Here is a 17,422-nt window from a genome sequence, read left to right as displayed (position 1 = left end):
AGAAGGAAAAAAAGATGAGCGCGAACGAAGTATACGCTAAAGTAAACTCTATTATTGTTGAGCAACTAGGTGTTAAAGAAGAAGACCTTAAACCAGAAGCTTCTTTCATTGATGATTTAGGTGCAGATTCTCTAGATACAGTTGAATTAGTTATGGCTCTAGAAGAAGAATTTGATACTGAGATTCCTGACGAAGATGCTGAAAAAATCAGAACTGTTAAAGATGTTTACGACTATATTGATTCTAAAGTAAACTAATCTAAAATTATCCCATAGTCCGTACGGATTGTAATCCGTGCTTTTCTAAAAGTATATAAACAGGTTAATTTAAAAATTATGAAATCTAATCGTAGAGTAGTTGTTACTGGTCTTGGTATGGTAACACCTTTAGGAAATGATGTCCCTACGACTTGGGCTAATATTCTAGCTGGTAAAAGTGGTGTAGAAACTATAACTAGTTTTTATACTTTAGCACCGGATATTAGCGAGTTTAAAGTTAGATTTGCAGCAAGAATTAAAAATTTTGATGTAAATACACTTGTAGGAAAAAAAGATGCAAAAAGAGTAGATCCTTTCTGCTACTACGGTATCGCAGCGGCTAATGAAGCTTTAAAGGATGCTGGTATAGGTAAGGTATCTGAAGAAGACTCTTATAAATTTGGAGTTTGCGTTAGTTCTGGAATTGGTGGTATAGAAACCTTGGAAGGTACTAAGGCAACTATTGATAAAAAAGGTCCATCTAAAATCTCTCCTTTTTGCATACCATCATCTATTATAAACATGCTTTCTGGAATTATTTCTATAAATCATGGTCTAAGAGGTCCTAACGTACCAATAGTTACAGCATGTACTACCGGTACTCATAATATTGGTATGGCAGCTAGATTAATTGCTAGTGGTGATGCTGATGTTATGCTTGCAGGCGGTTCTGAAAAAGCAAGTAATGCTATTGGTATGGGTGGCTTTGCTGCTGCTAGAGCATTATCTACTAGAAACGATGATCCTCAAGGTGCATCTCGCCCATGGGACAAGGATAGAGATGGATTTGTTTTAGGTGATGGCTCTGGTGTTGTAGTATTAGAAGAATATGAAAAGGCTAAATCACGTGGTGCTAAAATCTACGCTGAAGTTGTTGGTTTTGGTATGTCTGCTGATGGATATCATATGACTATGCCATATGCTGCTGGGCAAGAAAGATGTGTACAAAATGCTCTAGCTGATGCTGATCTTGATAAAACTCCAGATGCTATTGACTATGTTAATGCTCATGGCACATCAACCCCTCTAGGAGATGTTCAGGAGAGTCAAGTTGTTGAGAAAACAATTGGTCAATATAGAAAAGATCTTGTAATGAGCTCTACTAAATCTATGACTGGACATTTACTTGGCGCAGCTGGTGCAATTGAATCTATATTTAGTGTATTAGCGATAAGAGACCAGATAGCTCCTCCTACAATTAACTTACAAAATCTAGATGACGGTTGTAATTTAGATTATGCTGCTAATGTTGCTAAGAAAATGAAAATAGACTACGTGCTAAATAATTCATTTGGTTTTGGTGGTACAAATGGTTCTGTAATTTTCAAAAAAATCTAATATTATTAGATTTAAATAGCATTTAAAATACTTAAAGCTACTTATTGTAGCTTTTTTTATACCCAGGAGAAAAAAATGCATATTCATATAATTAACTTAAATTATTTAGTAAGTGAGAGTGAAATAGCCAAAATCAGACCATCTCATAGAGATTTTTTAGATATAGGCTATAAAAAAGGCATACTTTTAGCATCAGGTCCAAAAATACCTAAGACTGGAGGTGTTATATTAGCATTAGGAGATATTGACGATATTAAAAAGTTTATTAAGAATGATCCTTTTTATATAAATAATATTGCCAAATATAGCTTTAGTAGTTTTGATGCAGTAAAACATATACCACAAATTAAGATTTAAGATACTTAAACATTATTTTTGCACATGCAATTATTTTTAGTAGATGTAAACCATCTTCTAATTTTAATAAATAACGTCATAAACCTTAGTTGTAGAAAATTATATGGACTTTCATCTATTCCAGATGTACTAAAAAAATAAAAATCATCTGATTTAAGAACATTCTTTCCTGGATCATTTTTGTAAAATCCATAAAATATAACCTTATTTCAAATGTAAAAGAGTTTCTATGACAGAATACTAAACAAGCCTCTTGCTAAAAATAATTGCATGTGCAAAAATAATGTTTTGATATCATCCATCCCAAAAACCATAATGGAAAATATAGTAAAGAATACAACACCTCTGAAAAATAAACTATTAATAACTTTAATCTGCTACCTCTGTTACTTTTATACAGCCAATGTTGTTTTAGTAACAGGATCTGTAATGCAACCGCTATCAAAATACTTTCATGATAGCGATATTGGCTTTGCATTTACTTTTATTAATGTTGCAATGTGGCTTTCTATATTAGTGATTGGCTTTTTAATGACTAATTTTTCTATAAAGCTACTACTTATAGCTGCTGTCGTGATCGGTGTTATATCATCATTAATCACAAACATACATCCTTCAATGTTTACATTAAAAATACTTTTAACAAGTGTGGGCATCACTGGAGGCTTATTAATGGCTATTGGTAGTTATATGATCGTTCGCATTTACAATGATCATAAAGTAAGAGCTATGAATGTGATATTTACAGACTTCTTCTTTAGTTTTGGTGGTGCCTTAACACCAATTTTTGCAGCATACTTAATAACAAAAAACTTTCAATGGTACACAATATATTCTATTTTGCAGATTACTGCAATTGTTATACTTATTCTAGCAATGTTAACTGATTTTACTATATTAAATAGACATAAAACAAATAAAAATTCTAAGTCAAGCTTAAGCTTTTTAACATGGAACTTTAGCCTTTACTGTATAGCTTTTGCTGCATTTTTATTTTTACTGGCTCAACTAACTATGACTAGTTATGCTCAAACTTATTTCCAAGAAATATTAGGTTGGGGAACTATTGATGCAAATAAACCACTATCATACTTCTGGATGGCCCAATGTGTCGGCCTATTTATAAGCCCTCTTATAACAAGAACCGTTCCTTTAAAATGTATTCTTCCAACATTTATGTTAATTGGGCTAGTTGCATTATCATGTATACTTTACATTCCTAATATAGATATAGTATTAAAGTCTGCTATAGTCTTTGGACTATTTAATTGCTACATTTATGCTGGATTATTAGCTTACGGGACTTTCCAAATAGAAAATGCTCCACCAACTTTAATTACAACAATTTTGCTTTTTGGTACAACAGGTACTGCCCTATCTACTACTACTGGTGCATTTATTAATAAATATTTTGGACTAACAAGCGTAATGCACGCTGTAGTGGCTTTCTATGTAATATCTTTCATACTTGTAGTATTAGCAGTTATATTTTCTAAAGAACAAAAAAAAGCTATCTAAGAAAGATCAATTATTAATTTTTCTAATAAGACATATTAATTCTTTTAGTTATATTTCCTTATAAATATAATATATAGTTATATAAAATTCTTAATAACTACAAAATATAATTATGAAAAACTACTTTACACAAAATATTATTTTTGGTGTGCTTCTGGTGGCAGCTCTTGCCGGTATAGCATACTTTATTGCTAAAATTCCAACGATAGAAAACCTTGGGATCAATAGGTATTGTTTTAGGTATGGCTTTAACACATACTCCAGCTGCTAAGGTAATTCATCAATGGAAAGAAGGTGTTATCTTTAGCGCTAAAAAAATACTTAGATTTTCCATTATTTTTTATGGTTTTAATTTAACTTTTCAACTTATTGCATCAGTAAGATTAGCGGGACTATCTGTATCTATAATCATGCTAGTTTCTACATTAATAATAGGTATTGCTTTAGGCACTAGAGTTTTTGATCTAGATAGAGATAGTTCTATTCTAGTTGCAGCTGGTAGTGCTGTATGTGGTGCTGCAGCTGTGCTAGCAACTGAAGGTACTTTAAAATCCGAACCATATAAAGCAGCTATGGCTGTTGGTACAGTTGTACTATTTGGTACAGCGGCAATGTTTCTGTACCCAATTCTTATGAAAGCTGGCATTTTAGGTCATATGAGCGACGCCCAATATGGTATATTTGCTGGAGGCTCTATACATGAAGTAGCCCAAGTTGTAGCTGCTGGCAGTGGAGTTAGCGCTCATGCTGAGGAAGTTGCCGTGACAGTTAAAATGATACGTGTAATGATGCTAGCTCCAATGCTAATTGTTATAGGAATATGGTTAGCAAAATCTGCAGCTAAAGCTACTGGGAAACTTGGAACTAAGCCAGAAAGAGGATCTATCAAAAAAATAATTCCATGGTTTGCTATAGGGTTTATTATCGTTGCTGGATTTAATTCTTTAGATCTTTTACCTGTAGCCACTGTAAATAGTATTAGACTCATTGATCAATTTTTTTTAGCTATGGCGATGACAACTTTAGGATTAGTAAATTTATCCAGGCTGGAATAAAACCTCTAGTGTTAGCTCTAATACTATTTGCATGGCTATTCTTTGGCGGTATAGCTATCACTTATGGCATAACTAGCATTATTTAACTAAAGCTATCCTCTTTTATTATTAAATAATGTATCATATAAAAAATAATTATCTTATAAAAACATCTACTATGAAACCCATTCTTAACGTTGTAACGACTATAGCAAGAAAAGCTGGAAAAATCATTCTTCAAGCTCAAAATGATCCTGATACCATAAAAATTTCAAAAAAAATTGATAACTCTATTGTATCAAATATTGATCTTGCAGTAGAAAATTTTATTATTGATAACATTAAAAAAGCTGGTTTTAATGATTATTTTATAACTGAAGAAAATGGTGAATTTGGTAATAAGGATAGCCGCTTTACTTGGATTATAGATCCAATTGATGGTACTAATAATTTTGTCCACGGATTACCACATTGTTGTATATCTATAGGTTTAAAGAAAGATAATGATATTGTTCTTGGAGTCATTTATAACCCTTTTTTAGACTTAATGTTCTGTGCTTATAAAGGTCAAGGAGCTCTTTTAAATGATAAGAAAATTCGCGTAGCACAAAGCAGAGACTTAACTGATACGCTTATATCAGCGTCACTTAAATATTCTCGCAAAATACTCAACGATAGCTATGTTGCTGAGATCATAAAATTACAACAAGTAATATCAGGATATAGATACTCCGGGAGTATTGCTATGGATATGGCATACTTAGCTGCTGGGTATATTGATGGTTTATGGGCTTGTGGTAATGTAAAAATTTGGGATTTAGCTGCTGGATATATTATTATGAAAGAAGCAGGTGCAATTGTCACAGATATTCATGGTACAAATAATCTCAGCTCAGGTTTAATAATCGCCGGTAATAAAAAAATTCAACCAAAACTTATTAAATTATTAGCCAAACATATTAAACAATAATGAATACTCGAGCTATAGCGGCTAAAGTTATTTTAGATATTTTAGATAAGAAGTACTCCCTCTTAACTATTGAGCATAAGTTATCAAGCTTAGATATATCTGATCAAGATAAATCTTTTGTTAAACTTTTATGCTATGAGTTTTTTAGAAACTATTTTTCTTTAGAAAAAGTTCTTAGCCTATATATATCAAAGAAAACTAAGCAAAAAGCTAAAATCTTGATAATGTTGGGTATTTTACAGCTTTTTGAGATTAATCAACCTCACTATGCAAGTATTAATGAAACAGTTTCAGCATGCCAAAAACTGAAAATTGTTTGGGCAAAAAAACTAGTTAACGGTGTTCTTAGAAAAATTCTTAGAAACATTGAAAACTTAAGCAAAGAATATAATAATTATAAAAAATTTGATATGCCTGATTGGCTTATTAATATGTTAAAACAACAGTATCCTAATAACTACTTAGATATTATACAAGCTAGCAACTCAAAAGCAGACATGTTTATTCGTCTTAATAATTCAAAGAATTCTGCTAAAGCTTTAAACTATTTTGATGAGAACAGTATTCACTATGAAGTTCAAAATGAAGTTAAAAATTCCTTCAAGCTTAAAAAACCAATATCTATAGAGAACAACTCATTTTTTCAAAAAGGTTACTTTACTATACAGGATATATCTGCTCAATATGCAGGTTGGATAATTGACCCTCAAAATGAAGATAAAATTCTAGATACCTGTGCTGCTCCTGGAGGAAAAACTTCACATATTTTGGAATTAGCTCCTAATGCAAATATTACAGCTATAGATATTTTAGATAAGCGACTAAAACTTCTTAGAGAAAATTTAAATAGAATATCTCATAAAAATAGTGTAAAAGTTATTAAGCAAGACTTGACAAAAAAATTTGCTGGGAAATTTAATAAAATAATACTTGATGCGCCCTGCTCAGCTCTAGGCACTATTAAAAGAAATCCTGATATTAAAGTATTACGCCGATTAGATGATGTAAATAATATTACAAATCTACAAGCTCAGATTTTACAAAATATCTGGGACAATAACTTAGAAAACAATGGTTACTTACTTTATATAACATGTTCATTTTTAAAGCAAGAAAACCAGAATCAAATAAAAAAATTCTTAGTGCAAAATAATAGTGCAAGTATCATTGATATAGATATACTTGAAGGCTACAAAAGCGAATATGGCTACCAAATATTACCTGGTATCCAAAAAGGAGATGGGTTTTACTATTGTCTGATTAAAAAGACTTCCTCTTTTTAGCAGCTATTTTTTCAGCAGCTTCTTTAGGAGAAACAGTTAGTTTTAATTTATTTAATTGATAAGCATTATCAAAGAAAATATCTTCTATTTTATCTTCGATAGCAAAACCTAAATTTGTGTAAAATGCTAAAGAATGCATATCGTTTGAATATACATAAGCTGTATCAACAGCATATTTTTCAAACAAGTATTTAACTGTAGTTTCACCAATACCTTTACCAAAAAAGCTTGGATATATTGGAGAAAAAAGAAGTTCTTTATCACGAATAGATGAAAACCCAACAACCTCATCATCTATAACCTGCACAAAAGATTTAACATTAGGGTTTCTAAAGTACTTTTCTTCGAGAACATCAACCTCTTTATTTATTTCACTAGTTGTCAGAAATTGACAAGTTTTAGATATACACTCTTCCCATATAATTAACATATCTTTAAAATCTTTTGGGGCCGCCTTTCTTATTTGCATTTTAATCCTTTAAATAGGTAGTTTTATAAAGTGTAACTTCGCATAATTCTACGGTAAAGTATTAAGGTTGTAAACTATTATTGTATATCTAAATAATATAATCACATTAAGAACTAGCTTAATTTTAATTAAATATTTTTTATTTAATAATTATCATCGACTATTGTAATACAGCAACCTTTATGCAAATCTTATGAATACATTTTATTTGCAAAAGTAAGAGAAAAGGAAAGTTATGCAATCATGGAAACCTCATCAAAAGCATACTGTTGCTGCAAGTTTTATTAGCTGGACTTTAGATGCCTTTGACTTTTTTATATTAGTTTTTCTATTTCATCGTATCTCAACCTACTTTAACACTAGTATTACAATAATATCTTTTACAGTAATGCTAACACTAATATGTAGACCAATAGGAGCTTTTATATTTGGTATACTTGCAGAAAAATATGGTCGTAAAAGAACTCTATTAATTAACGTTGCTAGCTACTCGATAATACAAATTATCTCTGCCTTCTCCCCTACTATTTCATTCTTTATGGTTACTAGACTCGTATATGGTATTGCTATGGGTGGAGTATGGGGTGTAGCATCAACACTAGCATTTGAGCAATCTCCTGTAAATGCTAGAGGAGCCATATCTGGACTATTCCAAGCAGGATATCCTTTTGGTTATCTATTAGCTTCTATAGTGTATGGTATCTTTATTAACTTTTTTGATTGGCAAGGTATGTTTATTTTAGCAGGTCTTATTCCTCTTATATTTTTGTTACCATACTTATATTTTAAAGTACCTGTTTCAGACGTATGGCTTAAACAAAAACAACAAAGACAGAATAAAAGTGTTGCTATTGATATTATCCATTCAATTAAGAATAATTGGAAAGTCTGCATCTTTATAGTAGTAATGATGGCTGTATTTAACTTCTTCTCTCATGGAACACAAGATTTATACCCTACATTTCTAACCATTCAACATCACCTAGATAGTACAACAGTTAGTATAATCGCCGTATGCTATAATATTTCATCAATTATTGGTGGTATATTCTTTGGTATATTCTCTCAGAAAATAGGCAGAAGAAATGCTATTTTAATAGCTGCTTTACTAGCATTACCAGTGATACCTCTTTGGGCATTTGCCGGAGCCTCTATTTGGTTTGGTTTAGGAGCGGTCTTAATGCAGTTCTTTGTTCAAGGCGCTTGGGGAATTGTTCCCACATACTTAAATGAGCTAACTCCTAAACAAGCTCAAACAACTTTACCAGGATTTGCTTACCAGCTAGGAAATGTTGTTGCTTCTATTAATGCTCCTCTTCAAGCAGTAATAGCTGCTCATTATAATGGTAACTATGGGATAGGACTAGCTTGGGTAGCTGGAATCGTAAGTATCGTTCTAGTAGCATTAATGTTAGTAGCTAGATTAATGCCTAATATTACTAATCCTAAAAATCTATCAACTATTTAGCTATAAAACTTTATTCATCACCTCATAAATAAATGATATATTTAATGGCAATATGCCTAGTCTTAAATTTTATAATAAAAGGTTAAATATGAAGAGTAACTACAATGTAGTAATTATTGGTGCAGGCATTATTGGATTATCTACAGCTTGGCAACTATTAAAAAAATACCCTTCATTAAAGGTTTGTATTCTAGAAAAAGAAAATAGTCTTGCAAAACATCAAAGTGGTCATAATAGTGGTGTAATTCATGCTGGCGTGTACTATACTCCTGGTAGTTTAAAAGCGAAGCTTTGCCTAGAAGGTTGTAGGTAAACTGTTTATTTGGATATTCCCCAAAATAAACTGTCCCTGTTATTCAATACCACTTTATAAAATATTTTTATTCCTTGCTTTTATGCAGCATCTAAAATACCAGAATATACTTCATCAGGAGTCATATATCCAATACTAGAATGTAGTCTTTCATTGTTGTAAATATCAATATATTTTTTGATACCTACTTTAGCCTCTTTCATAGTTATATATGATGCCGGATAAACATTTTCATATTTCAGTGTTCTCCAAAATCTCTCAATTGCAATATTATCTATAGATCTTCCTTTAGCATCCATAGATTTATTTATTTTATTATCAGATAATATTTTAATATGCTCTTTTGCTGTATATTGAGTTCCTTGATCAGAGTTAAAGATATCAGGTTTACCATATTTAAATAACGCTTCTTTTAACACACTAGTTGTTAGATGTGTATCCATAGTATTAGAAATCTTCCAAGCTAGTATTTTCTTGCTATGCCAATCTATTATGGCTGCTAAATATGCATACCCACATTCTAGTCTAATATACGTGATATCAGCACTCCATACCTTATTAGCTTTATCTATAACAACCTGATTCGTCTCATTTTTAAATACATTAAGTAAGTATGGATATTTCTTGTGTTGCTTATTAATGACAGTTCTCTTTTTTTTAGGATACAATGCCTTAATACCCATGAATTCCATAGCACTTTTGATTAGCTTCCTTCCAACTAGAAATCCTAATCTATTTAGCAACTTTACTAGCCTTCTCGTACCATAATATGGATGTTTAGTATGTATCAAATCTATTGCATTTAATAGTCTAATATCATCATTACTACTAAATTTTGATATTGGTGTATAATAGTACACACTCTTAGATACAGATAATAGTTTAAGCTGATTATTTAAAGATAATTCTAGCTTAGTATCTACAGAGTTTACTCTATCATTTGATGATACCAAGCTTTTTAGCTTTCCCATTAAAAAATCCCTCTCTACTATTACCTCGACTAGTTCTTTACTTGTTGCATCTTTATCTTTTCTAAGCTCATCTATTTCCTGCTTATACTCCTTAACAACAGAGCTTTTATCAAATGCTAAGCAAGCATTAGATAAAAATTGCTGCTTCCAATTGTGCACGTTTTTATGAAGTAAATCATACTTACTTGCTATCTCATTAACTGTCATATCGCCTTCTAGCAATTCTATAATTACTTTAGCTTTAAAATCAGCTGTATACGTTACTCTTTTTTTACTCATTTATCTATTTCCTAATTTATCTAGTTAAGTTTAACATCTAGGAATAAAAATCTTTCTAAAATCAGTAGCTTTTTCTGGGGACATTATATCTCATCTTGCCTCCTTTTCTTAACACCTAAGTGTCCCAAATAGGAGGGTATGATCAGTCTATTAAATATAAACTATAGTGAACAATAAATATTTAAAAAAATAAATAATATAGATACTCAGCGACACTTTCTGTATAATAAATCTCCATACTATGAAAAAATTATAAAATTTAAAAAAAATCAAAATATTATAATTTATTTAATTATAAATACAATCTTTTATCACCCTAAAATTTTATAACCTTATCAAAATTATCTAAAAGCTTAGCATTATGCGTAATAAAAATAACTGTCTTACTATTCATAAGCTCTAGTAGGTTTTTAAATACCAAGTTCTCAGTATTTTTATCTAGACCCTCTGTTGGTTCATCTAAGATAAGAATAGGTTTATCTTGTAAGAAAGCTCTAGCAAGAGCAAGACGTTTTTGTTGTCCTCCAGATAAATGCCTACCAAGCTCACCTGTCCATGTATCTAAACCTTTTGGTAATGACTCTAGATAATCTTTTAGCTGAACTTTTTCTAAAGCTGATTTAAGCTCTTCATCTGTTGCATCAGATTTAGCAAGTAATAAATTTTCTCTAATCGTTGTATTAAAAATATGTGGCGACTGGTTTATTATCGTCATTAAATTTCTTAACTGATCTTCACTAAATTCTTTAATATTTCTATTTCCAATAAAAATTTCTCCACTATTAGTATCCCAAAACCTCGCTAGTAGATTAATAATTGTCGACTTACCTCTACCAGTTGGAGCAAAAAAAGCAACTTTTTGATTCTCTATAATTTCTAAAGAAAAGTCTTTTAACACAGATTGCTCAGAAGTATAGCCAAAGCTAACATTTTTAAAATCAATATTAGACTGGTTAACATCTAACTCGGTATCTGAAAACTCAATATCTGGTTTTGCATCAGTAATATTTAAGATTCTTCTTGATGCAGATAAAGTTTTACCTAAATATTGATATGCTAGAGGTAAAGGCATAATTGACTCAAAAACAGCCATAATAGCAAGAAATATTAAAGCAATAAAAGCTCCGTTGATATATCCTTGTTGAGTTAGATTAACTGCAAATATAGTTACCATAACTACTGTTAAACCTAATGCTAAAGTCATCAGTGCACTACTAAAACCACTTATAATACTAATTTTTTCTTCTTGCTTGAGTAAGTTTGAATTTTGTTGTCTTATTTTTTCAAAATGTTTACCATCCAAATCAAATATTTTTAGCTCAGCAAGAGAGTTTACATGTTCTGTAATATTTGTTTTCAACTCTGCACTAATATTGTTAAGACTATATGATTTTTTCATAGCAAGGACACTACTAAATAAGGGAATAACAAAACCTATAAAGAGTAATGCTACAAAAGTTAATAAGGCTAATGTAAAACTAAAAAAACAGAATAATAGTGCTACGGTAACTGATGCCAAAATAAATACTATCGTTGGAGATAAAATACGCACATATAAATTATCTAAAGCAGCTATATCATTAACTAATCTTGTAAGTAAATCACCACTTTTATATTTATGTAAATGCGATGGGGCTAAAGGTTCTAATTTTTCATAAAACCAAACACGTATATCTGTTAAAATTCTAAAAGTAGCTTCATGAGTTAAGACTCTCTCGCCATATCTACTGACAATCCTACCCAGAGAAAAAGAGCGCACCCCAGCCGCTGGATAAAAATAATTAAATGATGTTGCTATAGCGTAGGTTGTTGTAGCTAGGTAACCAGTATACGAAATAAACCAGCCTGATAATGACATTAGTCCAATACCCATAAGTATTGCAGACCAAGCTAATAATGTACCTAATAGCATCCACTGAGCTTGATTTTTAAATAGTTTTATAAAAGGAATTAAATTTTTCATATTGTCACCTCATTCTTATAGAAATGATAAAAGTAGCTATTTTTATTGCTAACTAACTTATCAAAAGAACCTATTTCAGATATCTGCCCATTATTTAAAACAACTATTTTATCAACGCATTCTAAGAAATTTAATTTATGAGTTAGTATAATGACAGTCTTATCTTGCCAATTTTGTACTAATGAGCTAATAATTTTCTCTTCACTAGTTTTATCTAAGCTTGCTGTGGGTTCATCTAAAATCAAGATATCATGAGGTTTTAAGTAAGCTCTAGCTAAAGCAAGTCTTTGAGCTTGCCCTCCTGATACACCAATATTTTGCTCACCAACTTGTGTCAAAAAGCCTTTATCTAGTGAATCTATAAAATCTTTTAAATCAGTATCCATAGCTGCTTTATTAATATCATCATCTGTAGCGTTTATATTTGCTAATAATAAATTTTCTCTAATTGAACCTTTAAATAACGAAGAGTTTTGTCCAAGCCAAGATATATTTTTTAACCAAGATTTTTCCTCTATCTTATTAAGCTCCACATCATCGTTAATTAGAATGTTACCTTGATATTCTATAAAGCCAAGTAAAGTATTTATTAACGTAGTTTTACCAGCTCCACTAGCTCCTACTACTGCAACCTTTTCTCCCCTATTTATTTCTAGAGAAATATTATTAATTGCTATTTCATCTCCATATTTAACTGTTAAGTTTTGTAGATAAATACTATTGACCTTATCATTAAATATGGTATTCCTATCTATAGATGAAGGTCGCATCTCAAAGATCTTCGATATCTCCAAAGCAGCTCCAACAGCTTCAGCCTTTGCATGGTAATGAGTGCTTAATTCACGTAGTGGCATGAAAAATTCTGGTGCTAATAAAAGTACAAATAATGCCCCTTGAAGATTTAAGTTATGTAATGCCCACCAAATATTATTATCTGCTCCAGCATTTATAAAACCCATTCCTAAGTATATAGCTACCAAAGCAATTGAGGCTGCTGCAAAAAGCTCTAAGACAGCAGATGATAAAAAAGCTATCTTTAAAACTTTCATAGTCCGAACTCTATAAGTATCAGATGCCTCGTGGATTATTTGATTATGGGATTTATTTTTATTAAAAAGCTTTAATGTTGTAAGCCCTTTTAAAGTATCTAAGAAAGTCATACTCATTCTAGCGAGAGTTTTAAAATGTTTTTGATTTTCAGACTCTGCACCTAAACCAACAATTATCATAAAAAGAGGTATCAAAGGTGCGCATATTAATAAAATTATTCCGCAAACTATACTTTGTGGAAATATAAATACTAATATAGCTAAAGGCATAAGCCCTGAAAGAGTTATCTGAGGCAAAAATTTAGTTAAGAAACCTGTTAAACCCTCTACTTGCTCCATAGCACTGCTTATTACATTAGCATTTGAAGTTTTATTTAACTGTATTGGTCCAAGCTTATTTATATGCACAATAATATCTTCACGAATCTGCTTTTTAACAATTATTGCTGCTTTATAACTAACTATCTCCCTTAACCAGCTTAATCCTGCTCTAACAATAACAATCAAGACTATTCCAATGAAATAACTACTTAACTCCACTAAACTTGATTTTTGTAAATAAGCATCATATGAAATATGGGCCAATAAGTATAACTGACCAATTAGTAACATCCCACTTAAAAAGGCTATTGTTATTGTTAACTTAATCCATTTTTTAGCTGGAAGAGCAACATCTTTAAGCCAGCTTCTAGCTGATTTTTTATCTTCTTTTGAAGCTTCTGAAATCATTATAGGAAATTCTAAAAATTTTAACTTTTTAAATTATAGCATAACCAATAAGTAAACTTTATGTATAAGTATTACATAACCTTTTATAAATCTAGCAAATTTATAACTTTTATGGTAATTTTTCATATTGAAGCTATTAAAAATAAGTGAGGCAAAGATGAAAAAAAATACATACATCTAGTTGTATTAGGATTAATAAGCTTTCCTTTATTATCCCAAGCATACCAACAAAAAGTTTATACTGCTAACTCATCACTAGTGGATCCTACTCAAGCAAACCAAACTAGTCAGCTAGCTAACGATATTCAAGCTGAGGATGCAAAAGCTCAGCTTAATAAAGCTAATAGTCAAGTAAGTGGTGAAAATACAAACAGTTCTGTACAAGCGGCTCATGGAATGAGCTAATTGACTTTTAAAGGAGATATTCATGAAAAAATTATATATTAAACTAATAGCTTTAGCTTTTACAACGTTGCCTCTAGTAGCAAATGCATCACCAAATGAATCATACAATACTGGTGAAGCATTAGGTAATGCAATTAGTAATTCCCAAAACACCATGCAAGAATATTACAAAAACACTTCTGAGTCAGTCAAGTCAATGGCTAGTAAAACTAAAACAATTATACAAAATAAAGCCCATCAATCGTCAGCTTATATGAATCAAATTTCTAGTAAAATCAAAAATGAGTTTTCTAGAGCATCTGAGGCAGTAGTTAATAACTCAAATGAAGCTAAAGACTCAATTGTAGATAAAGCTAACCAAGCATCAGAATCTATAAATAAAACGACTAAAAATACACAGAATAAAATTAAAAATTTTAAAGAAGGCTTTGACAATGGAACAGACAAGAAAAGTAAACCTGCCCCATTCTAATTTAAAGTATTAAAATAAATAGTACTTTTATTATGAAAAAATATCTCAAAAAAATAATTGGAAAGTTAAATATACCTCTCATTATTTTATTGTTAATAGTAGGTTCATTGATTCTAGTATCTAACATAAAGAATGAAAAGGTAACCAAAGCAAAAAACAGCGTTAATTCAGCTGTAAATAACATCTCAAAAAAATTAAATAATGCTGCTCAAGATGATAATGGTGGCTCTGCTAAATAACTCTATCTAAATATAAAAATTGTTGGATTAACTTCAATCTTAGTAACCACCTTATAAAGAAGATGTATATTCCAATATATCATAGACAAACTAGAGGCTACTGCTAAACCATATACCCCGCCATAGATGGTAAAAATAATTCCAAATATAATATTAACAGCTAATGCCACATAAAAAGCAAAACATGTAGTTTTCTCAAAACCCGCCATGTTAAGTATTGTTGCAACACAACCAGAAAGGACATTTACAATTTGACCAACCATTAAAATACAAAATATGAAATATGAAACCACATATTCATCTCCATAAAGTAGAGTTATAGGGTAACCGCATATTATGAGTCCAACTATAGCAAATATAGATAAAATAAATATAATCTGAGTATAAGAGGTTATTCTTACTTGAAATTCTTCTCTAGAACAATTTTCATAATCATCTGCAATCTGTGATAAAACGTTCGAGTTAACTGCATTTAAGACGAAACTAACTAGTACGCCTAACTGTAAAGCTACTCCATACAATGCAACATTCGATGATGTTGATAAACCTTTAAGGATTAAAATATCAATTTGTGATAATAACAAAAGTCCCCATTGCATAAGAGCAAAAGACAGATTACTTCCTATCGGCTTTAGACTTTCAAAAGAGTATTTAGATGTTTGTAAAAGCCATACTGTTGTTATATAAACAGTCATAAAGATCATCATACAACCAACTAACATAGCTGTACTTGTTATATAAAAAAACATAAAAAATACTGTTAGAAACAACATAATTAATCTTAAGCCAAATTGCAACAAATTAGCAACAACAACAACTCTTTTTGCCACAAAAAAGGATTGAAATATATTTGCCATAAAAAATGGTACAGCAAATAAAAGCGCAAAATTTTCTACATAATTATAATCACTCTCTTGATGATTATAAAAAATAACAAGAATTACTATACAAATAATAAATGCAAAGCCTCTTTTAAAGTACCAGTTGTGTACTGAAAATGTTTCTTTATTCCTATCATAGCCTACTAAGTTTGATTTACCCCAGGTTCTAGCTAATATTCCACCGGCCCCCATCGTAGCAACAACAGCTAGAATTGTAGCAACTGTAACTCCAAAGATGTAGTATCCATAATCATTGACACCTAAGTGTCTAGCTAACAATATAGCTGTAATAAATGCACAGGCCTGACCCAAGGCTTGAACTACCATTGTTTGTAAAGATTTTGATAATATACGATTAGCAAGTACTTTTTTTATCAATGTTTCTTGGCTAAAAATTAATTTATTCAAAATTTTAACAGCAAATGTATCATAATATAAGAGTAATTTATTATTTAGAGTTATTAAATGTCTCTAAAGCTAAAGCTAATGATCCCTTAACACCAGTATTATCTCCAAAGGATGCTGGAACGATAAATTTTGACATATTTTTCAATGCTGGATAATCAAGATAGCCATTTAAATACTGTGCTACATTTTTGCGTATCATATCAAAAAGAATTGTTTTATGCATAACCCCACCTCCTAGAATTATTTTCTCAGGAGAAAACGCATATATATAGTTAACAAGAGCTTTTGCTAAATACTCTGCTTCAAATTGCCATGCAATATGATCATCTGGAAGCTTGCTAGCTGAACTAACTTGCCACCTTTTATTCAGTGCTGTACCAGATGCCAGTCCTTCAACACAATTACCATGAAATGGACAACAACCAGCATAATCATCATTTGGATTTTGTGATATAACTAAGTGACCAATCTCAGGATGCATCGCTCCTTGTACTAATTGATTATTACATATGATACCACCACCGACACCTGTACCTACTGTCAAGTATAAGAGATTATCTAAACCTTTAGCACATCCCCAGACATGCTCACAAATAGCTGCAGCATTCACATCGGTATTAAAACCGACTGGTCCTAAATAAACTGACCTTATAGCACTGACTATATCAAAATTTTGCCAAGCAATTTTAGGCGTATTTGTAATATAACCATAAGTTTCAGACTTAATATTAATATCAATTGGTCCAAAACATCCAACACCTACAGTATGTATATCATACTTACTTTGATAACCTTTTAAGATTTCTAAAACTTCAGCCATTGTTTGCTCAGGAGTTGTAGTATCTGTACGATGACGCTTTATAACATTACCATCTATGTCTCCAATAATTGTAAAAAACTTTGTACCCCCTGCTTCAATACCAGCTAAATGCATATTTAATCTCTTTGTCTAACAATATCTAATTTAGAAATAATATCATTATTAAAATAAGAATAGAATAAATCTAGCTCTAGAAATA

The 17,422-nt window shown here is 30.8% G+C and carries 17 protein-coding genes and 1 pseudogene; 12 read left to right on the top strand and 6 right to left on the bottom strand.

Annotated features, from left to right (window positions below):
- Positions 1 to 14: 14 nt before the first annotated feature.
- From acpP to rsmB, 7 genes and pseudogenes are all read left to right on the top strand, one after another.
- On the top strand, positions 15 to 257 hold the full coding sequence (gene acpP, locus CDV26_RS05530; RefSeq protein WP_004287370.1) for an acyl carrier protein: 243 nt from the start codon (positions 15 to 17) through the stop codon (positions 255 to 257).
- 78 nt (positions 258 to 335) lie between these two features.
- Positions 336 to 1,595 carry a beta-ketoacyl-ACP synthase II gene (gene fabF / locus CDV26_RS05525; RefSeq protein WP_088772432.1) on the top strand — a complete coding sequence of 420 codons (1,260 nt, stop codon included), beginning with the start codon at positions 336 to 338 and terminating at the stop codon, positions 1,593 to 1,595.
- Between the two features lie 75 nt (positions 1,596 to 1,670).
- Complete coding sequence (locus CDV26_RS05520) at positions 1,671 to 1,952, top strand: YciI family protein (RefSeq protein WP_088772431.1); 282 nt, start codon at positions 1,671 to 1,673, stop codon at positions 1,950 to 1,952.
- A gap of 315 nt (positions 1,953 to 2,267) precedes the next feature.
- Positions 2,268 to 3,470 (top strand): MFS transporter TsgA, encoded by a 1,203-nt coding sequence (gene tsgA / locus CDV26_RS05515; RefSeq protein ID WP_088773462.1) that lies wholly within the window; start codon positions 2,268 to 2,270, stop codon positions 3,468 to 3,470.
- A gap of 112 nt (positions 3,471 to 3,582) precedes the next feature.
- Positions 3,583 to 4,611 (top strand): annotated as a pseudogene (locus tag CDV26_RS05510) (YeiH family protein).
- A gap of 71 nt (positions 4,612 to 4,682) precedes the next feature.
- Complete coding sequence (locus tag CDV26_RS05505; RefSeq protein ID WP_088773461.1) at positions 4,683 to 5,474, top strand: inositol monophosphatase family protein; 792 nt, start codon at positions 4,683 to 4,685, stop codon at positions 5,472 to 5,474.
- Positions 5,474 to 6,757, top strand: a complete 1,284-nt coding sequence (gene rsmB, locus CDV26_RS05500) for a 16S rRNA (cytosine(967)-C(5))-methyltransferase RsmB (protein WP_088772430.1) — start codon at positions 5,474 to 5,476, stop codon at positions 6,755 to 6,757. Before CDV26_RS05505 ends, rsmB begins: the two co-directional genes overlap by 1 nt.
- Here the strand turns inward: rsmB and CDV26_RS05495 are convergent.
- Positions 6,735 to 7,226 (bottom strand): GNAT family N-acetyltransferase, encoded by a 492-nt coding sequence (locus CDV26_RS05495; RefSeq protein ID WP_088772429.1) that lies wholly within the window; start codon positions 7,224 to 7,226, stop codon positions 6,735 to 6,737. The two genes, rsmB and CDV26_RS05495, sit on opposite strands and share 23 nt — an antisense overlap.
- Before the next feature lie 235 nt (positions 7,227 to 7,461).
- On the opposite strand from CDV26_RS05495, the gene CDV26_RS05490 reads away from it, so the two are divergent.
- Both CDV26_RS05490 and CDV26_RS05485 read left to right on the top strand, forming a co-directional pair.
- Entirely contained in the window at positions 7,462 to 8,694 is a 1,233-nt protein-coding gene (locus tag CDV26_RS05490; RefSeq protein ID WP_088772428.1) for an MFS transporter, read from the top strand.
- 88 nt (positions 8,695 to 8,782) lie between these two features.
- Entirely contained in the window at positions 8,783 to 9,007 is a 225-nt protein-coding gene (locus CDV26_RS05485; RefSeq protein ID WP_245806521.1) for an FAD-dependent oxidoreductase, read from the top strand.
- 80 nt (positions 9,008 to 9,087) lie between these two features.
- Here CDV26_RS05485 and CDV26_RS05480 read toward each other — a convergent pair whose 3' ends face one another.
- From CDV26_RS05480 to cydD, 3 genes are all read right to left on the bottom strand, one after another.
- A complete protein-coding gene (locus tag CDV26_RS05480; RefSeq protein WP_088772426.1) occupies positions 9,088 to 10,257 on the bottom strand; it encodes an IS3 family transposase in 1,170 nt (389 codons plus the stop codon).
- Positions 10,258 to 10,573: 316 nt separating this feature from the next.
- Positions 10,574 to 12,220, bottom strand: a complete 1,647-nt coding sequence (gene cydC / locus CDV26_RS05475) for a heme ABC transporter ATP-binding protein/permease CydC (protein WP_088772425.1) — start codon at positions 12,218 to 12,220, stop codon at positions 10,574 to 10,576.
- Complete coding sequence (cydD, locus tag CDV26_RS05470; RefSeq protein ID WP_088772424.1) at positions 12,217 to 13,998, bottom strand: heme ABC transporter permease/ATP-binding protein CydD; 1,782 nt, start codon at positions 13,996 to 13,998, stop codon at positions 12,217 to 12,219. Before cydD ends, cydC begins: the two co-directional genes overlap by 4 nt.
- A gap of 258 nt (positions 13,999 to 14,256) precedes the next feature.
- Here cydD and CDV26_RS12080 point away from each other — a divergent pair, with 258 nt between their 5' ends.
- The 3 genes from CDV26_RS12080 to CDV26_RS05460 are packed head-to-tail and all read left to right on the top strand — an operon-like array spanning position 14,257 to position 15,114.
- Positions 14,257 to 14,403, top strand: a complete 147-nt coding sequence (locus CDV26_RS12080; protein WP_157671480.1) for a hypothetical protein — start codon at positions 14,257 to 14,259, stop codon at positions 14,401 to 14,403.
- Between the two features lie 22 nt (positions 14,404 to 14,425).
- Positions 14,426 to 14,875, top strand: coding sequence for a hypothetical protein (locus CDV26_RS05465; protein ID WP_088772423.1), 450 nt, complete (start codon positions 14,426 to 14,428; stop codon positions 14,873 to 14,875).
- A gap of 32 nt (positions 14,876 to 14,907) precedes the next feature.
- Positions 14,908 to 15,114, top strand: a complete 207-nt coding sequence (locus CDV26_RS05460; RefSeq protein WP_088772422.1) for a hypothetical protein — start codon at positions 14,908 to 14,910, stop codon at positions 15,112 to 15,114.
- Positions 15,115 to 15,116: 2 nt separating this feature from the next.
- Here CDV26_RS05460 and CDV26_RS05455 read toward each other — a convergent pair whose 3' ends face one another.
- The gene (locus CDV26_RS05455) at positions 15,117 to 16,373 is read right to left on the bottom strand and encodes a lipopolysaccharide biosynthesis protein (RefSeq protein WP_088773460.1); all 1,257 of its coding nucleotides are present in this window, start codon (positions 16,371 to 16,373) and stop codon (positions 15,117 to 15,119) included.
- Between the two features lie 70 nt (positions 16,374 to 16,443).
- Positions 16,444 to 17,337, bottom strand: a complete 894-nt coding sequence (locus CDV26_RS05450; RefSeq protein ID WP_088772421.1) for an ROK family protein — start codon at positions 17,335 to 17,337, stop codon at positions 16,444 to 16,446.
- Between the last annotated feature and the right edge of the window lie 85 nt (positions 17,338 to 17,422).

It is taken from the genome of Francisella halioticida (assembly GCF_002211785.1).
GTDB classification, from domain to species: Bacteria; Pseudomonadota; Gammaproteobacteria; order Francisellales; family Francisellaceae; genus Francisella; species Francisella halioticida.
The sequence above is the reverse complement of the archived record's forward strand: the minus strand, read 5'-3'. Positions and strand labels throughout refer to the sequence as shown.

Bases quoted from the DNA above. Each gene is read 5' to 3' on its own strand.
- acpP (WP_004287370.1), top strand. From the start codon at position 15: ATGAGCGCGAACGAAGTATACGCTAAAGTAAACTCTATTATTGTTGAG.
- fabF (WP_088772432.1), top strand. From the start codon at position 336: ATGAAATCTAATCGTAGAGTAGTTGTTACTGGTCTTGGTATGGTAACA.
- CDV26_RS05520 (WP_088772431.1), top strand. From the start codon at position 1,671: ATGCATATTCATATAATTAACTTAAATTATTTAGTAAGTGAGAGTGAA.
- tsgA (WP_088773462.1), top strand. From the start codon at position 2,268: ATGGAAAATATAGTAAAGAATACAACACCTCTGAAAAATAAACTATTA.
- CDV26_RS05505 (WP_088773461.1), top strand. From the start codon at position 4,683: ATGAAACCCATTCTTAACGTTGTAACGACTATAGCAAGAAAAGCTGGA.
- rsmB (WP_088772430.1), top strand. From the start codon at position 5,474: ATGAATACTCGAGCTATAGCGGCTAAAGTTATTTTAGATATTTTAGAT.
- CDV26_RS05495 (WP_088772429.1), bottom strand. From the start codon at position 7,226: ATGCAAATAAGAAAGGCGGCCCCAAAAGATTTTAAAGATATGTTAATT.
- CDV26_RS05490 (WP_088772428.1), top strand. From the start codon at position 7,462: ATGCAATCATGGAAACCTCATCAAAAGCATACTGTTGCTGCAAGTTTT.
- CDV26_RS05485 (WP_245806521.1), top strand. From the start codon at position 8,783: ATGAAGAGTAACTACAATGTAGTAATTATTGGTGCAGGCATTATTGGA.
- CDV26_RS05480 (WP_088772426.1), bottom strand. From the start codon at position 10,257: ATGAGTAAAAAAAGAGTAACGTATACAGCTGATTTTAAAGCTAAAGTA.
- cydC (WP_088772425.1), bottom strand. From the start codon at position 12,220: ATGAAAAATTTAATTCCTTTTATAAAACTATTTAAAAATCAAGCTCAG.
- cydD (WP_088772424.1), bottom strand. From the start codon at position 13,998: ATGATTTCAGAAGCTTCAAAAGAAGATAAAAAATCAGCTAGAAGCTGG.
- CDV26_RS05465 (WP_088772423.1), top strand. From the start codon at position 14,426: ATGAAAAAATTATATATTAAACTAATAGCTTTAGCTTTTACAACGTTG.
- CDV26_RS05460 (WP_088772422.1), top strand. From the start codon at position 14,908: ATGAAAAAATATCTCAAAAAAATAATTGGAAAGTTAAATATACCTCTC.
- CDV26_RS05450 (WP_088772421.1), bottom strand. From the start codon at position 17,337: ATGCATTTAGCTGGTATTGAAGCAGGGGGTACAAAGTTTTTTACAATT.